Annotated in this window: 18 protein-coding genes and 1 pseudogene; 13 read left to right on the forward strand and 6 right to left on the reverse strand. The window is 60.3% G+C overall.

Features of this window, described 5'->3' with window-relative positions; all coding sequences use genetic code 11:
- Window positions 1-4: 4 nt before the first annotated feature.
- Genes ACR52_RS08090 through ACR52_RS08100 form a run of 3 tightly spaced genes read left to right on the forward strand, consistent with a single transcriptional unit; the run spans window position 5 to window position 3890 of the window.
- The gene (locus ACR52_RS08090) at window positions 5-1273 is read left to right on the forward strand and encodes a sialidase family protein (protein ID WP_048722828.1); all 1269 of its coding nucleotides are present in this window, start codon (window positions 5-7) and stop codon (window positions 1271-1273) included.
- Entirely contained in the window at window positions 1273-1872 is a 600-nt protein-coding gene (locus ACR52_RS08095; protein WP_048722830.1) for a hypothetical protein, read from the forward strand. The genes ACR52_RS08090 and ACR52_RS08095 overlap by 1 nt, the downstream gene beginning before the upstream one ends.
- On the forward strand, window positions 1872-3890 hold the full coding sequence (locus ACR52_RS08100; RefSeq protein ID WP_048722832.1) for an LTA synthase family protein: 2019 nt from the start codon (window positions 1872-1874) through the stop codon (window positions 3888-3890). Before ACR52_RS08095 ends, ACR52_RS08100 begins: the two co-directional genes overlap by 1 nt.
- A 4-nt stretch (window positions 3891-3894) precedes the next feature.
- Here ACR52_RS08100 and ACR52_RS08105 read toward each other — a convergent pair whose 3' ends face one another.
- A complete protein-coding gene (locus ACR52_RS08105) occupies window positions 3895-4269 on the reverse strand; it encodes a c-type cytochrome (protein WP_048722834.1) in 375 nt (124 codons plus the stop codon).
- A 182-nt stretch (window positions 4270-4451) separates the two neighbouring features.
- Here ACR52_RS08105 and ACR52_RS08110 point away from each other — a divergent pair, with 182 nt between their 5' ends.
- From ACR52_RS08110 to ACR52_RS08135, 6 genes are all read left to right on the forward strand, one after another.
- Window positions 4452-4832, forward strand: coding sequence for a response regulator (locus tag ACR52_RS08110; RefSeq protein ID WP_048722836.1), 381 nt, complete (start codon window positions 4452-4454; stop codon window positions 4830-4832).
- A gap of 195 nt (window positions 4833-5027) precedes the next feature.
- On the forward strand, window positions 5028-5642 hold the full coding sequence (locus ACR52_RS08115) for a biliverdin-producing heme oxygenase (RefSeq protein WP_048722838.1): 615 nt from the start codon (window positions 5028-5030) through the stop codon (window positions 5640-5642).
- Entirely contained in the window at window positions 5639-7882 is a 2244-nt protein-coding gene (locus ACR52_RS08120; RefSeq protein WP_048722841.1) for an ATP-binding protein, read from the forward strand. Before ACR52_RS08115 ends, ACR52_RS08120 begins: the two co-directional genes overlap by 4 nt.
- A 334-nt stretch (window positions 7883-8216) precedes the next feature.
- A complete protein-coding gene (locus ACR52_RS08125) occupies window positions 8217-8420 on the forward strand; it encodes a hypothetical protein (protein ID WP_048722843.1) in 204 nt (67 codons plus the stop codon).
- 111 nt (window positions 8421-8531) lie between these two features.
- On the forward strand, window positions 8532-10427 hold the full coding sequence (locus ACR52_RS08130; protein ID WP_048722845.1) for an alkaline phosphatase D family protein: 1896 nt from the start codon (window positions 8532-8534) through the stop codon (window positions 10425-10427).
- Between the two features lie 141 nt (window positions 10428-10568).
- Entirely contained in the window at window positions 10569-11582 is a 1014-nt protein-coding gene (locus ACR52_RS08135) for a sensor domain-containing diguanylate cyclase (protein WP_048722846.1), read from the forward strand.
- Between the two features lie 9 nt (window positions 11583-11591).
- Here the strand turns inward: ACR52_RS08135 and ACR52_RS08140 are convergent, their stop codons facing one another.
- The gene (locus ACR52_RS08140) at window positions 11592-12620 is read right to left on the reverse strand and encodes an amino acid ABC transporter substrate-binding protein (RefSeq protein WP_048722848.1); all 1029 of its coding nucleotides are present in this window, start codon (window positions 12618-12620) and stop codon (window positions 11592-11594) included.
- 144 nt (window positions 12621-12764) lie between these two features.
- Here ACR52_RS08140 and ACR52_RS08145 point away from each other — a divergent pair, with 144 nt between their 5' ends.
- The 4 genes and pseudogenes from ACR52_RS08145 (at window position 12765) to ACR52_RS08160 (ending at window position 16357) form a co-directional block, all read left to right on the forward strand.
- On the forward strand, window positions 12765-13658 hold the full coding sequence (locus ACR52_RS08145; protein ID WP_048722850.1) for a LysR substrate-binding domain-containing protein: 894 nt from the start codon (window positions 12765-12767) through the stop codon (window positions 13656-13658).
- Between the two features lie 89 nt (window positions 13659-13747).
- A complete protein-coding gene (locus tag ACR52_RS08150) occupies window positions 13748-15001 on the forward strand; it encodes a 2-aminoadipate transaminase (RefSeq protein WP_048722852.1) in 1254 nt (417 codons plus the stop codon).
- A 62-nt stretch (window positions 15002-15063) separates the two neighbouring features.
- Window positions 15064-15570: pseudogene (locus ACR52_RS08155) on the forward strand (DUF6622 family protein); the annotation flags it as partial.
- A 70-nt stretch (window positions 15571-15640) separates the two neighbouring features.
- The gene (locus tag ACR52_RS08160) at window positions 15641-16357 is read left to right on the forward strand and encodes a hypothetical protein (RefSeq protein ID WP_048722855.1); all 717 of its coding nucleotides are present in this window, start codon (window positions 15641-15643) and stop codon (window positions 16355-16357) included.
- A gap of 132 nt (window positions 16358-16489) precedes the next feature.
- Here the strand turns inward: ACR52_RS08160 and ptaA are convergent, their stop codons facing one another.
- The 4 genes from ptaA to ACR52_RS08180 all read right to left on the reverse strand — a co-directional run bounded on the left by ptaA (window position 16490) and on the right by ACR52_RS08180 (window position 19585).
- Window positions 16490-17572 (reverse strand): pyoverdine biosynthesis transaminase PtaA, encoded by a 1083-nt coding sequence (gene ptaA, locus ACR52_RS08165; RefSeq protein ID WP_048722857.1) that lies wholly within the window; start codon window positions 17570-17572, stop codon window positions 16490-16492.
- Between the two features lie 146 nt (window positions 17573-17718).
- The gene (gene cyoE / locus ACR52_RS08170; protein WP_029300217.1) at window positions 17719-18606 is read right to left on the reverse strand and encodes a heme o synthase; all 888 of its coding nucleotides are present in this window, start codon (window positions 18604-18606) and stop codon (window positions 17719-17721) included.
- A gap of 11 nt (window positions 18607-18617) precedes the next feature.
- Window positions 18618-18959, reverse strand: coding sequence for a cytochrome o ubiquinol oxidase subunit IV (gene cyoD, locus ACR52_RS08175; RefSeq protein WP_048722858.1), 342 nt, complete (start codon window positions 18957-18959; stop codon window positions 18618-18620).
- On the reverse strand, window positions 18959-19585 hold the full coding sequence (locus ACR52_RS08180) for a cytochrome o ubiquinol oxidase subunit III (protein WP_048722860.1): 627 nt from the start codon (window positions 19583-19585) through the stop codon (window positions 18959-18961). The genes cyoD and ACR52_RS08180 overlap by 1 nt, the downstream gene beginning before the upstream one ends.
- Window positions 19586-19587 lie beyond the last annotated feature (2 nt).

A 19587-nucleotide genomic window follows, 5' to 3' on the forward strand; every position in this document is an offset into this window, starting at 1 on the left:
CCCTATGCGCTCCGCCTTACTGATCTGCAGCTTGCTCGCGGTATTTTTCGCCGCCTGGCAAAGCCATCCACCCCATGTCCTGGCGCCGTTTGCCCAAGTGGGCCCGAACACCTCGAAGGTGGCGACAGCAGCGCAATACACCAGCCGTTTTGTGTCCTCGCAGCTCAATGACTTTGTGCACTCTTCATCGGTCACCGCGCTGCCCGGCGGCGACTTGATGGCCGTGTGGTTCGCAGGTTCGCGCGAAGGTGCCGCCGATGTGCAGGTGCGCACCGCGCGCTTTGATGCACGCAGCGGCGAATGGGGCGCCGAGCACGTGCTGGCCACGCGGGAAAGCACTCGCGACGGCACCCAGCGCTATATTCGCAAACTGGGCAACCCGGTAATCGCCCTGGGGCCGGATCAACGCCTGTGGATGTTTTACGTGTCGGTGTCCGTCGGCGGCTGGGCGACCAGTGCGATCAACCTGATGGTCTCGAACGACCTCGGCGCGAGCTGGTCGGCGCCCCGGCAACTGGTGACCTCGCCGTTCTTCAACATCAGTACCCTGGTGCGCGCCGCGCCGGTGTTTCACGCCGACGGCTCCATCGGCCTGCCGGTGTACCACGAGTTCATGGGCAAGTTTGCCGAGTACCTGTACTTGAGCGCCGATGGTGCGGTGATCGATAAATTCCGCATCAGCCGGGGCAAGAATTCCCTGCAACCGACCATCGTGCCGCTGGATGGCCAGCGCGCCGTGGCGATGCTGCGTTATGCCGGTGAAACTCATCACCGCGTCCTCGCCAGCCGTACCGAAGACGCCGGGCAAACCTGGAGCGAGCCGTACCCGCTGGAGCCGGCCAACCCCAATTCGTCGCTGGCGGCGGTGGGCACGGTGGACGACGGTTTGCTGGTGGCCCTCAATGACCTGCAAGACGGCCGCTTCAAGCTCAGCCTCTACGGCACCGACGCCCAGTTCACTCAGTGGCGCACAGTGGTGGAGCTGGACCAATCGCCCGACCCGCTTGGCCAACCGTTTTCCCCCGAGGCTTACAAAGACATCATCGGCGAAGGCTTTCGTGCTTCCAGCGGTGCACGACGCCTGCCACTGGAGCAGCGCTTTCTCAGTAGCCTGGATTATCGGGTATGCAAACCCCGTGGCTGCGAATTCGAATACGAGTACCCGTACTTCAGCCGCAGCCCGGACGGCATGTACCACCTGGTGTACTCGTGGAATAACACCTTTATCAAACATGTCAGCTTCAACGAAGCCTGGCTGGCGGAGCGTTTGTAATGCTGTGGTTTTGGCAGGCCCATTTGAGTTTCGTACTGCTGGGGTTTGTGGCGCTTTGTGCCCTGCGCTTTACCGCGCCCTGGCGTCCATGGCTGTTGCCGGTGCTGGTGGCGGTGAGTTTTATCCCGGTCAATGAGCTGCCATTGGCGGCCTATGTGCGAAGTTTTACGGATGACCTGGCGATCAGCACCCTGGTGTTGTTGGCGTGGGTCGGGTTGTGCCGACTGGGGGTAGTGCAGCCGCTTGGCCGTCAACATCAGGTGCAACTGCTGATGTTGTTTGGCGCGCTGAGCCTGTTGTTGTACCCCGCCACCCTGGGCCTGACCTATTTCGATCCCTACCGCTGGGGCTTCAACCCTCGGCCGATGATTGTGCTGGTGGGTGCAATGGCGCTGTTGATGGTGGCGCTGCGCAATCAGTTGGCGGTATGGATGCTGGCGGTCGGCACCCTGGCCTTCGCGCTGCGGCTCAAGGCTTCGGAAAATTACTGGGACTATCTGGTCGACCCGTTGCTGACCGGCTATTGCCTGGTTGCCGGCACGTGGCTGTTGATCGGCGCCGCCTGGCGCCCTCTTTTGAAATGGCACAGAGGTCAATGATGGGGGCGTTGCAATCACGTCGCCTGCGCTACGGCGTGGGCGCGATCGGGTTGGTGTTTGCCTTGCTGGTCGCGCTGCGGCTGGTGTTTGTGCTGGTGTTTTCCGGGGTAGACCTGCGCACGCCGGCGCTGCTGGAAACCCTGGGCATCGGGCTGCGTTTCGACCTGCGCCTGGCGGTATTGATCCTGCTGCCGCTGGCGCTGCTTGCCTGGTTTCCGCGCTGGAACCTGACGACGCTGCCCGCGTTGCGCTGGCTGGCGCGCGGTTACCTGGTCGTGGTGCTGGCCGTGGTCGGCCTGGTGTACATCATCGACTTCGGCCACTACGCCTACCTCGGCGTGCGCATCAATGCGACAGTGTTGCGCTACCTGCAAGACGCGCAGATTTCTCAACAGATGGTGTGGGAAACCTACCCCGTGCTGTGGATAACGGCTTGCTGGCTGGCGGCGGTGGCGTTGTGGGTGTGGGCGCTGGTCTGCCTTGAGCGGTTGACCCTGGACACTGAGCCCAAAGCAATCGGCAAATTGACCCTGACCGCAGTTTCAGTACTCGGTGTAGTTGCCGTGCTACTGACCCTGCTCGGCCGCGTTGCCAACCTCAACCTTGAAAACCCGGTGCCTCTGCGCTGGAGCGACGCGTTCTTTTCCGGCAACAGCCAGGTCGCCGCCGCAGGCCTGAACCCGGTGCTGTTTTTGTATGACACGCTCAAGGTCGGCCAATCGCAATTCGATGAAGCCAAAGTGCGCGAGCATTACCCGCAAGTCGCCGCGTATCTGGGGGTCGGCCAGCCTGATCCCCAACGACTGAACTTCGTCCGCGAACAAGGCGTGCAGCCCTATCGACTGGCAGGTGATCGGCCGCCCAACGTGATTTTCGTGATGCTCGAATCCCTCGGCACCAGCGCCGTGGGCGCCTATGGCAACCCGCTCAACCCCACGCCGAACCTGGACAAACTGGCGACGCAAAGCTGGTTCTTCAAACACTTCTACGTGCCCGTGACCGGCACTGCCAAGACCGTGTGGGCGAGCATCACCGGCGTGCCCGACGTCACCCGCCAAGAGACCGCCACGCGCAACCCGCTGATCACCCGGCAGCACACGCTGATCAACGCATTCGAGGGCTACCAGAAGTTCTACATGATCGGCGGCAACGCCGGCTGGGCGAATATCAATGCGTTGATCCGCCAGAGCATCGACGGCGTGCAACTGTTTGAAGAAAGCCACTGGCGCTCGCCACGGGTGGACGTGTGGGGCATTTCCGACCTGGATCTGTTCAAGGAGGGTGACGAACTGCTGCGCGCGGTACCGAAGGACGAGCCCTTTTTTGCTTACCTGCAAACCTCCGGTAACCATCGGCCTTTCACCATCCCCAAACACAACGATGGCTTCCAGGTCAGGGATGTAACGCTGGAGCAAGCTCAGGCGGCCGGCTCACGCAGCGTCGAGCAATACAACGCCGTGCGCCTGCTGGACTACAACATCGGCCGCCTGATGGAAATCGCCAAGGCGGGCGGCTACTACGACAACAGCATTTTTGTGTTCTTCGGCGACCATAACACCCGCATCAGCCAGATCCCGCACATGGCACCGGCCTTCGAACAGTTGGGCCTGGAAAGCAACAACGTGCCGCTGCTGATCCACGCACCCGGCCTGCAACCCCGGGTGATCAACGAAGCGGTCGGGTTGGCAGACCTGCTACCCACGGTAGCCGGCATGGCGGGCATCCCCTTTCGCAATGGCGCGATGGGCCGGGATATCCAGCAAGCAGCGCCGGAGGGCGAGCGCATGGTGCCGCTGGTGTTGCGCGAAGGTACCTTCCCGATCATCGGCGGCGTGACCCAGGACTTCCTGTTGCAGATGCAACATGACGGCAGCTCACCGACCCTGCATGACCTGGCCTCGCAAACCCCGCGTGACGATGTGGCCGCGCAACATCCCGAGGAGTTTCAACGTTTGCAGGCGCTGACCCGCGGGTTGCATGAAAGTGCGCGGTTGATGCTGTTCAGAAATGTGCGCTGAGGGATCACTTGGGTTGGAACGTCTCGAGATAGGCCAGGATATTTTCAATCTTCTCCTGGTCGCTGATGCCCCAGAAGATCATGCGCGTACCGCTGACCACTTTCTTCGGCGCTTCGATATAGGCCGCGAGTTTCTCCCGAGTCCACACCACCCCGGAGTTTTTCATCGCGTCGGAATACTGGTAGTCGGCGGTCATCCCGGCAGGCCTTCCGATAATGCCGTTGAGCTCTGGCCCGAAGCCGCCGCGCGCGCCTTCCCCTACACTATGGCAGCCGCCGCAGGTCTTGGTGAAGAGCTTGCCGCCCGCCTCGGCATCGCCGGCCGCGAAAGCCGGGGAAGTGCTGAAAAACAAGGCGAGGGCGAGTAAGGCGTACTTCATGAATGGCTCCACGTCGGGCAACAATCGGCCAATTATGCCTGTATCAGCCCCACTGTGCCGCTTCTGGCAACTGCTGCGCAACCGCTCTAAAACGACCACCCATCGCTAAAAAAACATTCAATAGAACCTATTCAAGCCCACCCCACTCCACCCTACTGAACCCTGATGGTGGAGTAAGGATCATGGCTCAGCCATCGATTTTAGTGCTGGAAGACGACGAGATCATTCGGTCGTTAATGGTGGATGTACTGGAGGATTTCGGCGCGCTGGTCACGTCATTTCCTTCGGCGGATGAAGGGATGATTTACCTGGAGCGCGAGGATGAACCGGTGGACCTGATTGTCAGCGATATCCAGATGCCGGGCTTACTGAACGGTTATGACTTGAGCAAAGTAGTGGCACACCGTTGGCCCTCGGTGCCAGTGCTGTTGACCTCCGGTAATACCAAGCTGGCGGCGCAACTGGGCGGTTCGGTGCGGTTTCTGCCCAAGCCGTGGAGCACTGAGCACTTGCTGGAATGTGTGCAAACCGCATTGACTCAACAGGGTTCGTCGATGCATTGATAGCGTCGCGATATCACTTTTAGCGAACTTCGCTTCAAGCGCTGCTGTCATTAATGGGGCAAGGTGGGACTTTTCTGATCCGCCAGCCAGCCTTTTCGCCATTAGCGTTCAACTGATGGCAATCAGCTGTGTAGAATCGCAGCCCATATCCAAGCGTCATTCATGGTCGAAAGGCCCACATTTCGAGCTCACTGAATGCATTCACAGGCCCATGACGCAAGTGCGCCCTCGTTGCTCGAAGCGTTGCGCGCAGGCACTGCCTTGCTGCACGTTGCGCTGGAAAAGCGTCTGCCGTTTTTTTCCGAGCATCTGGATGCCGACGGGTACAAGCGTTTGATCCAGGCGTATTACGGGTTTTACCGCCCGATGGAAGCCGCGTTGTACGACAGCGACCTTATCCCAGAGGGATTCGATCAAGTCATGCGCGTGAAAACGCCGACCCTGGTGACCGATCTTCATGCGCTCGGCCTGAATGAAGACGCCATCAACGCCCTACCCCGCTGTTCAAACCTGCCCCCCCTCGACACGCCAGCAGCCTGCCTCGGTGCACTTTATGTGCTGGAAGGCGCCACCTTGGGTGGCCAGGTGCTGCGCCGGGAAATGGCCCAGCGCCTGGGCCTGGACGCAGAGAACGGCGGTGCGTTTCTCAACGTGTACGGCGCCGAGACCGGTCGGCGCTGGAAGGATTTTCTAGACTACCTGGGCCGCCTGCCGCTGGACACGCCAGCCAAACAGCGCGGAGTGGATGCAGCTCGTTCGACATTCAGCTGCTTTGAGCAATGGCTCGACGGCCAGCAGGTATTGCTATGAAACCCGATGATTTTGAAGAGCTGTTTACCAATTGTGCGGACGAGCCCATTCGTATCCCTGGCGCCATCCAGCCTCACGGTGTGCTGCTGACGTTGTTGGAGCCCGAGCTGAACATCATCCAGGTCAGCGCCAACGTCGCTACCCTGTTCAACCATGCGCCCGAGGCGTTGTTGGGCCAGCCGCTGCGCGCGCTGCTGGACGCAGAATCAGCGGCCGCTGTGGGAAGCATGGTCGAGCACGACAACTTCATCGACGCGCCGCCGCTGCACGTGACCTTCAATGGCGCGACGTTTAACGGCATGCTGCATCGCCATCAAGGCGTGCTGGTGCTGGAGTTCGAGCCGTTGCTGGAGAACTTCAAGCCTCGGGCACTCAATGGCCGCACCAGTGACCTGGGCAAGATGCTGCAACGCCTGCAATCGGCGAAAACCCTGCAAGTGCTGTATGAAATCAGCGTGACTGAAATCCAGGCCATGACCGGTTATGACCGGGTGTTGATCTACCGCTTCGAAGACGAAGGCCACGGCCAGGTGATCGCCGAAGCGTCTGCCCCGTCGATGGAATTGTTCAACGGCCTGTTCTTCCCAGCGTCCGATATTCCCGAGCAAGCCCGCGAGCTGTACCGCACCAACTGGCTACGTATCATCCCGAATGCCGCCTACGAGCCGGTGCCGCTGCTACCCCGATTGCGCCCGGACACCGGCCAGCCCCTTGACATGAGTTTTGCCACCCTGCGCAGCGTGTCGCCGATTCACTGCCAATACATGCAAAACATGGGCGTGCTGTCGTCCATGAGTATTTCGCTGATGAAGGGCGACAAACTCTGGGGCCTGATCAGCTGCGGCAACCGCGAGCCACTGCTGGTGCCCAGCGAGCTGCGCATCGCCTGCCAGACTATCGGCCAGGTGCTGTCATTGCAGATCAGTGCCATGGAAGCCCTGGACCTGAGTCGCCAGCGTGAAGAAAAAGTCGAGGCGCTGGCACTGCTGGATCAGGCAATGAAAGCTTCTGAGGAGAACGTGTTCAACGGCCTTGCCCAACAGCCACAAGTGCTGATGGACCTGACCCTGTCCGCAGGCGTTGCAATCATCGAAGACAAACAACTGCTCTGCTACGGCAACTGCCCGGAGCCAGCGCAGATACTCGCCCTGCACACCTGGTTGCAAGAGAGTGGAGAGCCGGTTTTTTCCAGCCATAACCTGGCTTCGGTCTACCCACCGGCTACCGAATTTCAACAGGTGGCCAGTGGCGTCTTGGCCATGAGTCTGCCAAAGCCCGTAGACAACGGGGTGCTGTGGTTTCGTCCAGAAGTGAAGGAAAGCCTCAACTGGTGCGGCAATCCGGAAAAACTCCTGGCCCTGGATAACTCCGGAAAAGGCCTGCGCCTGCGCCCAAGCACTTCGCTTGAAATCTGGAAAGTGGAAATGGCCGGTATCTCCACCCAGTGGAGCCATGGTGACCGGTTTGCCGCCAACGACCTGCGCCGCTCAGCCCTGGAAAATGACCTGGCCCGCCAGGTGCTACGTGAGCAACAAGCCGTGCGTGCCCGCGATGAGCTGGTGGCCGTGGTGTCCCACGACCTGCGCAACCCGATGACGGTCATCTCCATGCTCTGCGGCATGATGCAACAGGCCTTCAGCTCCGACGGCCCACACACGTCGCGGCGGATTTCCTCGGCGATCGACACCATGCAACAAGCGGCCGGGCGCATGAATGTGCTGCTCGAAGACTTGCTCGACATCTCGAAAATCGAGGCCGGACGTTATGTGGTGAAACCGGTGGCATTGGACGTCGGCCAGATGTTCGAAGAGGCCTATTCCTTGCTGGCACCGCTGGCGATGAAAAAAGGCATCGACTTGTCGTTTAACGCCGAGCCAGGCCTGCAAATCAAGGGCGACCCGGAGCGCATGTTCCAGGTGCTGTCGAACCTGATCGGCAACGCCATCAAGTTCACCCCGCGCCTGGGCCATATCGGCATCAGCGCCATCAGCAATGGTGAAAATATCGTGTTTTCGGTGCGTGACTCCGGAGAAGGGATTGCCCCCGACCAACTGCCCCATGTGTTTGACCGCTACTGGACCCAGACCGAAAACAACCCCACTGGCAGCGGGCTGGGGCTGTATATCACCCAAGGCATCATCCAGGCCCATGGCGGGGAAATTGTGGCGGAAAGTGAGTTGGGGCGAGGCAGCGAGTTCCGCTTTACGGTGCCGAAGGTGACCCGGGATCCACACAGCTGACCGGCACCGTACTCACTCCCTGTGGCGAATGGGCTTGCCCGCTCGCCACAATAAACCGCTCACACCGGCAATATCATTGCTACGGCGCATTGCGCAACATCGTGGCGCAAAACCGGGCGGTTTTTGTGTTGGAAGGCAAGGACGGCGCGACCTCTCTCGAACCTGACGCGTGCACGAAAGGCGGCGGCGATGACTTTTAAGGGTGGGTAAAACGCCCCCGTCATAATTTGCCGCGAGGCGTTTATAGCTCGGCCTCCTTGCCCCTCTGTAAGTTTGCCCTCACTTCGCTTTCAACGGCGAAGCGACTCTCTCTACTCACAGAAGGACATTCCCCATGCTTGGCGCTATCAATCCAACAATGAACAACCTTCAATACCCCACCCAACAGCAGGATGATGCCGCGCCACAACGCAAGAAGCGCAGCATTGAGCCCGATCAATCGCAGCTGACTTCGGACATCAATGGCGCCGCTGCGAACGACAGGAAAAGGAATAACGGCGGCGGCCTGGACAGCCTGGGCGGTGGCCGACTGCTCTAACCTGCCATACGCGGGGCAGTTCACTGCCCTGCGTATTCCACGACTTAACAAAACGCTGACATTCGGTGCGCTAATCTTGGTGATTAAATCCTGACTGGACCCCTTTCCTGCATGCTGCCCCTCGACATACTGCCCGCCGTTCTCGCTGGCCCGCTGCTACGCCGCCTGGAACCCCGGCGCCTGGTACTGTGGCTAGTGGGTACCCGCGAACTGGCATTGAAACTGAGGCTGCACGTCGCCGAACAGACCCGCGACATCACACTGGACCAAGGCCAGTGCCAAGTCGTACCGGTGGGACGCCAAGCCTTTATTCATCTAATCGACATAACGCTGGAAGACGCCCTGCCCCAGGACGTGGCCATCAGCTATGACCTGTTGATCGACGACACCGGCATCGCCGAGTGGGCACCGCACCTGCTGTACCCCGACGCCCACAGCCCAAGTTTCGTGTTGCACAGCCGCATCCATCAATTGGTGCATGGCTCATGCCGCAAACCTCACCACAGCGCCGACGAAGGCTTGCTGTGCATCGACCGCCTGCTGGCCGACGCCCACACTCCAGCCGAACGCCCGGCCTTGCTGATGATGAGCGGCGATCAGGTCTACGCCGACGATGTCGCCGGGCCGATGTTGCGTGCCATACATGCGCTGATCATGCGCCTGGGCCTGTTCGACGAATACCTGGAGGGCGCCGTGGTGGACGACAGCGCCAGCCTCTACGAGCATCGCGCCAGCTATTACCATCGCGCTAATCTGCTCCCGGCGCTGGACAGTAACGAGACCCTGCGTGAGCGGTTTTTCGGCGGTGTGAAGAAGCCGATTTTTACCAGCAGCACCGCAGACAATCACCTGGTGACCTTTGCCGAAGTCATCGCGATGTACTTGCTGGTATGGTCGCCCACCTCTTGGACCCTGATCACCCCACAACCGCCGTCATTGAGTGCCGAAGAACAGCCGCGTTATGCCCACGAGCAGGTTCAGATCGACAAATTCCGCGACGGCCTGTCGGGCGTCGCGCGCGTGTTCGCGCATCTTTCCACACTGATGATCTTCGACGATCACGACATTACCGACGACTGGAACCTCAGCGCCCAATGGGAGGAAACCGCCTACGGCCATCCGTTCTCCAAGCGCATCATCGGCAACGCTCTGTTGGCCTACCTGCTGTGCCAGGGTTGGGGTAACCAGCCGGACGTGTTCGGCAAACTCGTCAGCCAAACCCAGGCACTGGCGACCCAGGCGCAAGACAACCATCTGGACGCGGCCACGCAGGATGATTTGCTCGAAACGCTGCTGAAATTCCAGCAATGGCATTACGTACTGCCTACCACCCCCGCACTGGTGGTGCTCGACACACGTACCCGCCGCTGGCGCAGCGAATTCACCCTCAAGCAACCCTCCGGCCTGCTGGACTGGGAAGCCTTGAGCGAACTGCAACAGGAACTGCTGGACCACCCCTCGGCCATCATCGTCTCGCCCGCGCCGATCTTTGGCGTCAAGCTGATCGAGACCGTGCAGAAGATCTTCAGCTGGTGCGGCCACCCGTTGCTGGTGGACGCTGAAAACTGGATGGCCCATCGCGGCGCCGCCCAGGTCATCCTGAACATCTTCCGCCACTCCCGCACGCCGGGTAACTACGTGATCCTTTCAGGCGACGTGCATTACTCGTTCGTCTACGCCGTGCTGATCCGCCATCGCAACGCCGGCCCGAAGCTCTGGCAGATCACCAGCAGCGGTATCAAGAACGAATTCCCGCCACGCCTGCTGGAATGGTTCGACCGCCTCAACCGCTGGCTCTACTCCCCCCGCTCCCCGCTCAACTGGTTCACCCGCCGCCGCAAAATGCAGGTGGTACCGCATATTCCGGAACATGCCGAGGCAGGTGAACGGTTATGGAATTCGGCGGGGATCGGCCAGGTGTTTTTTAACGAACAGGGCCAGCCGGAGGCGATTTACCAGCACAACGCGGATGGGAAGCCGAGGACGAGGATGGTGGCGCCAGAATGAAGGCTTATAGCCACCCCCCCTAAAGCAGCACATCCGCCCTATATAAAGCGCGCAAACCCCGATGTACAGTAGCGCCAGCCACGGAGTATAGGCGTCAACAAGGACTGCTCTCTAGAGCCAGTCCACGCAGGGAGCGCGCAGATGGACGATACATCCGGCAGCCATTCGTTGAGGAGTGATTTTTCCGACCTCAACGCCAACATGTTGCATGCAGTCATGGAACTGGTCAGCGACGGGATCTGGGACTGGAATGCCAATACGGGCTTCGTTTACCGCAACCCGGGCTGGTACGAAATGCTTGGCTACCCCCGCCACTCCCTGGAGAACAGCGTGTTCACCTGGGAGAACGTGATCCACCCCGACGATTACCCCCAAGTGATGGCCGTGTTTGATGACTACATCAGCCGCCGTACACCTCACTACCAAGCCGAATACCGCTGCCGAAAGGAAGACGGCACTTACCTGTGGATCGAAGACCGTGGCTACGTCCTTGCGCGTAACCTCGACGGCTCGGTAGCACGCATGGTGGGTGCCCATCGCGATATTCATACGCGCAAGTGCTCCATCGAGCAGCTTGAACGGCGCAATCAGTCCCTTGAGGCCCTGGTGGCCGAGCGCACACGTGAGCTGTCGCGGGTCAACCAGCAACTGCAATTGCAGCTCGATGAAAACCGTTTCCTGGCCGAGCGTGACGCCCTGACTCGCGTCGCCAACCGTTATCGCCTGGAGAAATTCCTGCTGGAAGAGTGCGACCGTGCCGAGCGTTTCCGCCTGCCGTTGGCACTGGTGGCCATGGACATCGATGATTTCAAGCCGATCAATGACCGACACGGCCACGGCGTGGGCGATCAGACCCTGGTGCGGGTGGTGGAAGGGCTGGAAGCCTGCGTGCGTCCAGGTGATTTGCTGGCGCGCTGGGGTGGTGATGAATTTATGCTGATCCTGCCCAAAAGCGCTCTGGAGACAGCAAAGATGCTGGCCGAGCGGATTCGTCAAAAGATAAGGGACGTGCCGGCCGTGGGCGACTTCAAGGTCACCCTGAGCCTGGGTGTGGTGGAACGCCGTATGGGTGAATCCCCTGCCGCCCTGATGGCGCGGGCCGATCAAGCGTTGTATCGGTCCAAGGCGGCGGGGAAAGATGTGGTGTCGGAGTAGCTGCCTGGGTCAGCGAACCGGTGGCGCGTACTGGATGCCGCCGTTGTTCCACAGCGCATTGAGCCCGCGCTTGATCTTCAGCACGCTGCCCTGGCCGATATTACGTTCGAACACTTCGCCGTAGTTGCCCACTTGCTTGACGATCTGCACCACCCAATCCTTGCGCAGTTTCAGGTCCTTGCCGTATTCGCCGTCAGCGCCCAGAAGGCGCGCAACGTCGGGGTTCTTGGTGGTCTTGGCTTGCTCCTCAACGTTCTTCGAAGTGATGCCCATTTCTTCGGCGTTGATCATGGCAAACAGGGTCCACTTGACGATGCTGAACCACTCGTCATCGCCCTTGCGCACCAGTGGCCCCAGCGGTTCCTTGGAGATAACCTCCGGCAGCACCACGAACTCGTCGGGGTGGGCCATCTTGATGCGCTGGGCGTAAAGGCCCGACTGGTCGGTGGTGAGCACGTCGCAACGCCCGGCTTCGAGGCCCTTGGCGCTTTCGTCGGCGGTGTCGAAGGTGATCGGCGTGTACTTCATGCCGCTGGTGCGGAAGTAGTCGGAAACATTGAGTTCGGTGGTGGTGCCCGCCTGGATGCACACGGTGGCGCCATCGAGTTGCTTGGCGCCGGTCACGCCCAGCTTGTTGTTCACCAGAAAGCCGATGCCGTCGTAATAGGTGACGCCGGTGAACACCAGGCCCATGCCCGAGTCCCGTGAACTGGTCCAAGTGGTGTTGCGCGAGATCAGGTCAATTTCGCCGGACTGCAACGCGGTGAAACGCTCCTTGGCGGTCAACTGGGTGAACTTCACTTTCGATGCATCGCCGAACACGGCCGCAGCGACCGCGTGGCACACGTCCACATCGATGCCGGTCATCTTGCCATTGGAATCCGGTACGCCGAAGCCCGGCAAACCGTCGCTGACGCCACACTGGATAAAGCCTTTCTTCTGGATCGCGTCCAGGGTCACGCCCGCGTGGGCGTTGCCGGCCAGGCTCACGGCCGCCGCAGCGGTAATGGCGGCCAACGTCATTTTGAGGTTTTTCATGCAAGGCACTCCCTGTCGATCCTTATTATTCGGCGCCGCACAGCCCACGCCGGTTTATAGTGTTGCCGGGCAGTATCGACGGCTTTACCCGCCTGCCACAAACGACCTTTAGGCAAAGGCTCCTTCCGATTTGGAATGAACTGCATGATTTCAAAACGCTTGACCCCTTCGATGACCGCCTTGCAGTGCTTCGAAGCCGCTGCCCGCCACCTGAGTTTCACCCGCGCTGCCGAAGAGCTGCACCTCACCCAGAGTGCGGTGAGCAAGCAAGTGGCGCAGCTTGAGGAAATGCTCTGCCACAACCTGTTCGAGCGCGTGCGACAACGCTTGTACCTGTCGCCGGCGGGCTCGCTGTACCTCGCCGAAGTGCACAAGATCCTCACCCAGGTGGATATTTCCAGTCGCTACATCCTCACCTACGGCGGCGAGACCGAAGTGCTGCGCATCGCCACCCAGCCGACTTTCGGTGACCGCTGGCTGGTGCCCAAGCTCAAGGATTTCGCGGCAAAACACCCGACGATTCACTTGGATGTGCGCAACGAACTGGAGCCCTTCGACGTACTGCAGGCCAAGGCCGATATCGCGTTTTTCTTCGGCCAGGGTTCGTGGCCGGGGGCGACCTGCATCGAGCTGTTTCGCGAAGCCGTGGTGCCGGTGTGTGCGCCGGGATTTGTCGCCGAAGGCAGCGACGCCTCCTCCCGCCACACGTTGCTGCAATGCACCTCGCGCCCGGAGGCCTGGCACGAGTGGTTCCTGGAGCAGGGCCTGCATTCGCAAAACAGCTACCACGGGCCGCGCTTCGACACGTTTTACATGTGCATCCGCGCGGCGCAATCGGGCTATGGCGTGGCGTTGGTGCCGCAGTATCTGGTGGCTGAAGAGTTGGCTAACGGCAGCCTGATGATCCCCTGGGATTACACGATGCCCAGCGCCGGCGCGCACTTTATCGCGCATGCCGAACATGCCGGCGCGATCCCCAAAGTGAAGGCCTTCCTGAACTGGATGGTCGACTATGTGCGCGCACATCCCGACTTTTAATAATGACCCGGCGACTTTATTTCGTTTGCGGCAGGACCGGGCGGGCAGCTTAGATAAAAAGAAGCCCGCCATTGCCGAGTCCGAGATTCATGAGCCGCGAAACCATCAGCCAGTCGATTTCCATCGTTCACCCCATCAGCCTCAGCCACGGTAAAAACGCCGAAGTCTGGGACACTGCGGGCAAGCGCTATATCGACTTTGTCGGCGGCATCGGCGTGCTCAACCTCGGCCATTGCCATCCGGCGGTGGTGGAGGCGATTCGCGAGCAGGCGACGAAGCTGACCCACTACGCCTTCAACGCCGCCCCCCACGCGCCCTACATTGAGTTGATGGAGCGCCTGACTGCGTTCATCCCGGTGGACTACGCGGTCAGCGGCATGCTCACCAACAGCGGTGCCGAAGCGGCGGAAAACGCCCTCAAGATAGTACGCGGGGCCACCGGCCGCACGGCGGTGATCGCCTTTGACGGCGCGTTCCACGGCCGCACCCTGGCGACCCTTAACCTCAATGGCAAGGTTGCGCCCTACAAGCAAAAAGTCGGCGTTCTGCCGGGCCCGGTGTATCACCTGCCCTATCCCAGCGCCGACAACGGCGTGACCTGCGCCGAAGCCATCAAGGCGATGGACCGCCTGTTCAGCGTGGAAATCGACGTCGACGACATCGCCTGTTTCATCATCGAACCCGTACAGGGCGAAGGCGGTTTCCTGACCCTGGATATAGAATTTGCCCAGGCCCTGCGACGCTTCTGCGATGAGAAAAACATCCTGCTGATCGCCGATGAAATCCAGTCCGGTTTCGGCCGCACAGGTGAGCGTTTCGCCTTTTCGCGCCTGGGCATCGAACCAGACTTGATACTGCTCGGCAAAAGCATCGCCGGTGGCGTGCCATTGGGTGCGGTGGTGGGGCGCAAGGCGTTGCTCGACAACTTACCCAAAGGCGGGCTGGGCGGTACCTATTCAGGCAATCCCATCGCGTGCGCGGCGGCCTTGGCCACGCTGGAGGTGATGACGGATGAACACTTGAAAGCCTGGGGATCACAACAGGAAGAAGCCATCGTCAGCCGTTATGAGGCCTGGCGTGCGCAGCACCTGTCGCCCTATCTCGGCCGCCTGACCGGCGTCGGTGCCATGCGCGGCATCGAACTGGCCAACGCCGACGGCACGCCCGCGCCCAAGCAACTGACACAGTTGCTGGCCCTGGCACGGGACGCAGGTTTACTGCTGATGCCCAGCGGCAAATCACGGCACATCATCCGCCTGCTGGCACCGCTGACTATTGAGCCGGCGGTGCTGGAGGAAGGCCTGGATATCCTCGAAGCGTGCTTCAAGCAGTTGGACGCGTAGAACGATAGACAAACGCGTGGAGGCTCAACGACTATCCACCTCCCCATACTGTACGGAAGCGCACCATGCTCGATATGCTTCAGGGCACGCCCGTTTGGGTTTACGCAATTTATCTGTGGATTTGTTACTACGGCATCAAGGCGTGCCTGGGCGGTCGCGAGAATCGCCGCTCGCTGATGATCCTGCCGGTGGTGCTGGTGGTGTGGTCGGCGATGTCGCTGGCGCCGTCGGTCCTGGCGACCGGCCCGTGGGTCGGCGGCACAATTATGGGAAGCCTGCTGGGCATGCTGCTGTTCAACGCCGACGGCGCCAGGCTTGATGCAGATGGCGACACGCTGGTGTTGCCGGGCACCTGGAAAACCCTGCTGATCTCCCAACTGTTCTTTGCGGTGAAGTATTACTTCGGCTACCAGCAAGCCGTGCATCCGTTGTTATTGAGCACGCCATCGATGCTGACGGTGGTCGGCGGTGTGTCGGGGTTTACCGTAGGTCTGTTTTGCGGGCGGGCCGTGCGGCTGCATCGAGCGCTGGCGGCGTTGCGCCGCGATGAGGGCAGAGTGCTGCCTTGACCTGATCCGCCAGCCCCCTGAAAATGCGCGACGCTTTTTTGTCCTTGTTTACTGAAGTAGTGAAATTTCAATGTCCGATTCTCACACCGAACACTCCGCCGAAGAATCCGTAGTCGCCTTGCACTCCAAAGCTGAATACGAAAACGCCATCAATCTTTCACAGCATGTGCCGGCCGCCAAGATCATCAGCGAGATGGTGCTGGACGCGTTCCACACGTCCAAGGAAAGCGACCAGATCCGCGAGTTGCGCATCGCCATCCGCCAGGCTCACGACAGCTTCGACGATGACCAGGCCTACGACCTGATGGGCCAGCTCAAGCAGTTGAAGGACGCCGAAGCCGCCGACAGTGCCGCTCTGGAAGACCTCAGCAGCAAATTCTCCATCAGCCGTATCCTGTCCAGCTTCAAGGACGACCCGGAGTTTCAGGAACTGGTCTACGGCCTGGCCCTGAAGGTGCTGAACCAGTCCCACCAGGCCATCAGCAACCCAAGCGCCGGCAAGGGCAAAGCTTCGCGTCCCAAGAAAGAAGCCGAAGTGTTTGTGATCAGCAAGGATGGCATCAGCGTCACCCTGCCGCTGCGCACGCCGCGCTCCAGGCTGAACGTCGACCGCGAGGCGTTTGAATTCCTGGGGTTCAGCTTTGTGGGTGAAGGCGATGAAGCCGAGCTGGAGGTTGAAAGCTTTGTGGATAACTCGGGCGCCGAGCAGCCGCTGAGCCGCAAGAGCGTGATTACTGCGCTGCAGCAGCAGACGGCGTTTGATGGGTATAGCATCGCGCAGCAATAACACTGCTGAATTCAATGTGGGAGGGGGCTTGCTCACGATGGCAGAGTGTCAGTCGCTACATAAGTGACTGATAAACCGCTATCGGGAGCAAGCCCCCGCCCACAATTGTTATGCACTATGTCAACTCAAGCGCTAGATTTGCGCCGCAAACACCTCGCGAAACCGTGCCATTTCCTGCTTGTTCCCCACCGTCACGCGCACCCACTGCGGCCAGTTTTTCCACACCCGTCCAATCATCACGCCTTGCTCGGCAAGCTTCTCGATGACCTGCTCTGCCGGTTGCTTCACGTCGATCATGAAGCAGTTGCTCTGCGACGCCGTGCAGGTAAAACCACGGGCTTTTAACCAAGTGACGGTCTCATCGCGCAGTTGCGCATTGAGTGCCTTGCGTTGTGGCAGCAGCTTGATGTCCTCCAGGCTGGCGCGGGCACCGAGCAGGCTGGCGCCGGCCGGTACGTTGTCGCCGCCAAACACGGCCAGGCGTTCCAGCAGCGCCGGGTGGCCGATTGCCAGGCCCAGGCGTGCACCGGCCATGCCGTAGATTTTCGAGAAGGTGCGCAGCACCAGCAGGTCGTCGTGTTCCTTGACCCAACTCACGCAGCTGGGGGCGTCGGAGAAGTCGATATAAGCCTCATCCACCACCAGCACGCTGCCTTTGGGCTTGTTCGCCAGCGCCTGGCGGATGGCCTCGGTCGGGGTCATGGTGCCCGTCGGGTTGTTGGGGTTGCACAGGTAGAGCATGCCCGCCTGGGGATCGGCGGCGAGCATGGCGGGGATGTCATGCGCGTGGTCGGCATTGAGGTTCACTTCGTGCACCGGCGCCTTGCCCGACTCGGCCGCCTGGCGCGGTACTTCGTAGGACGGCGTGGCCATCACCAGGCCGCGGGTCTGGCTGGTAAACGCCAAGACGGCGTAGCGCAGGGCCGCCATCGAGCCGGAAAAGACCGCCACTTGTTCTGACGCAATCCCTTGCTGCTGGGCGAACAGCTCGGCCAGGGCATACATGTGGCCGTAGGGATAACTCCCGGAGATGGCGATCCCGCGCTGCATCGCCTCGCGGGCGGCGCCTGAAGGGCCGTAGGGGCTTTCGTTGTAGTTGAGCCGTACCTTGTCAGCCTTTGCCGGCGCTGGGCTGGCAACTGCCCAATCCAGGCGCCCCAGCAAGGGCAAGGCCGCGCCCAGGGCGAGAAGGGACCGACGACTTACACTGACCATGGTGAACTCCTTGTAGGCGGGTGATGGATTCGCACAGCTCGTACAGAGGGGTATGACGAGAAAGGTGTCGCGGAATTTAATCCGCCGCCCAAGAAAAAGCCCCGCGCTTCTCTCGAAGGCGGGGCTTTTTCACTGCTTCAAACCACTCAGTGAGCGTAGGTCAACAACAGCTCTTTCGGCACTTGGAAATCCAGGGACATCATCACGCTGAGCGCGGTGATGGTGAAGATCGAGAACACGAACAGCTTGCGCGCCCAGACGGTGTCGTCCACCGCCTTGTAGCCGGTCCAGGCCATGTACAACCAGTACATGCCCATGGCGGCGGCGACGGCGAGGTAGCTCATGCCGGCGTAGCCACTGAAGGTCAGCATCAAGGTCGCCACGAGGAAGGCCAGGATGTAGAGCAGGATGTGTTTCTTGGCCACCTGGATGCCACGCTTGACCGGCAGAACCGGAATCGACGCAGCCAGGTAGTCGTTGAAACGGAAGATCGCGATGGCATAGGAATGCGGCATCTGCCACAGGCTGAACATCACCAGCAGCACCAGCGCGGCCATGTCGAAGCTATTGGTCACAGCCACATAACCAATCACCGGCGGCATCGCCCCCGACAAGCTGCCCACCAGCGTGCCGTGAACCGACTTGCGCTTGAGGTACAGGCTGTAGAGGCCGACGTAAATGACAAAACCGATCACGGCAAACAGCGCCGCCAACGGGTTGGCCACCGTGTACAACAACGCCACACCGGCAACACCCAGGACGGTCGCGAAGATCAGTGCCAGCTTCAGGGAGATAAGGCCCTGGACCAGCACGCGATTCTTGGTGCGCTCCATCTTGATGTCGATGTCACGGTCGATGCAGTTGTTGAACACGCAACCGGATGCCACAACAAGGGAAGTGCCGATCATCGCTGCCAGGAAGATGGCCAGATCGACATGTCCCTTGGAGGCCAGGAAGAAGCCGCCTGCCACAGAAAGCACGTTACCGAAAATGATCCCCGGTTTGGTGATTTGGATAAAGTGCTTAAGCGACATCGGGTCTTACCTCACTTCGCCATCATGAACGTATGGATGCTGAACATGATCCATATCGACAGGCCAACCAGCAGCAGGATCACTAAGCCTGCGAACACAAACGCAATCACGTTATCGCGCTGCTCTTTGGAGCGATCCAGGTGCAGGAAGTACACCAGGTGAACCAGAACCTGGATCACCGCGAATGCCAGAACGATCATCAACGTGATGGACTTTGGCAGGGTCGGGTACATCACCAGACCAAACGGGATGAGCGTCAGGATGACCGACAGGATGAAGCCGATAGCGTAAGACTTAACGCTGCCGTGGCTTTCATCATGGCTGTCATGGTCATGGGAGTGTGCATTAGCCATTACAGGGTCCCCATCAAGTAGACAACGGTGAATACGCAGATCCAGACCACGTCCAGGAAGTGCCAGAACAGGCTCAGGCAGCTCAGGCGAGTCTTGTTGGTGTTGGTCAGGCCGTGTTTATTGACCTGATACATCATCACCGCCATCCAGATCAGGCCGGCCGAAACGTGCAGACCGTGCGTGCCTACCAGCGTGAAGAACGCCGACAGGAAGCCGGAACGGCTAGGGCCGTAGCCTTCGGAGATCAGCAGGTGGAACTCGTTGATCTCCATGCCGATGAAGCCCAGGCCGAACAGGAAGGTCAGGCCCAACCAGGTCAGGACGCCCTTCTTGTTGCCCCTGTAGAAGGCCAACATGGCGAAGCCGTAGGTGATCGAACTGAACAACAGCAAGGCGGTTTCGCCGAGCACGTAAGGCAGTTCGAAGATGTCGTGGCCCGACGGGCCACCCGCTACGTTGTTTACCAGTACCGCGTACACCGCGAAGATCGACGCAAACAAGATGCAGTCGGTCATCAGGTAGAGCCAGAAACCGAAGACGGTTATCGGGCCCGAGTCGTGGTGATGGTCATCGTGCCCATGGTCATCGACATGGGCGTGTCCAGCATTGGTCACTAAGTTCGACATGG

This window comes from Pseudomonas fildesensis (assembly GCF_001050345.1).
In the GTDB taxonomy this organism is placed as follows: domain Bacteria; phylum Pseudomonadota; class Gammaproteobacteria; order Pseudomonadales; family Pseudomonadaceae; genus Aquipseudomonas; species Aquipseudomonas fildesensis.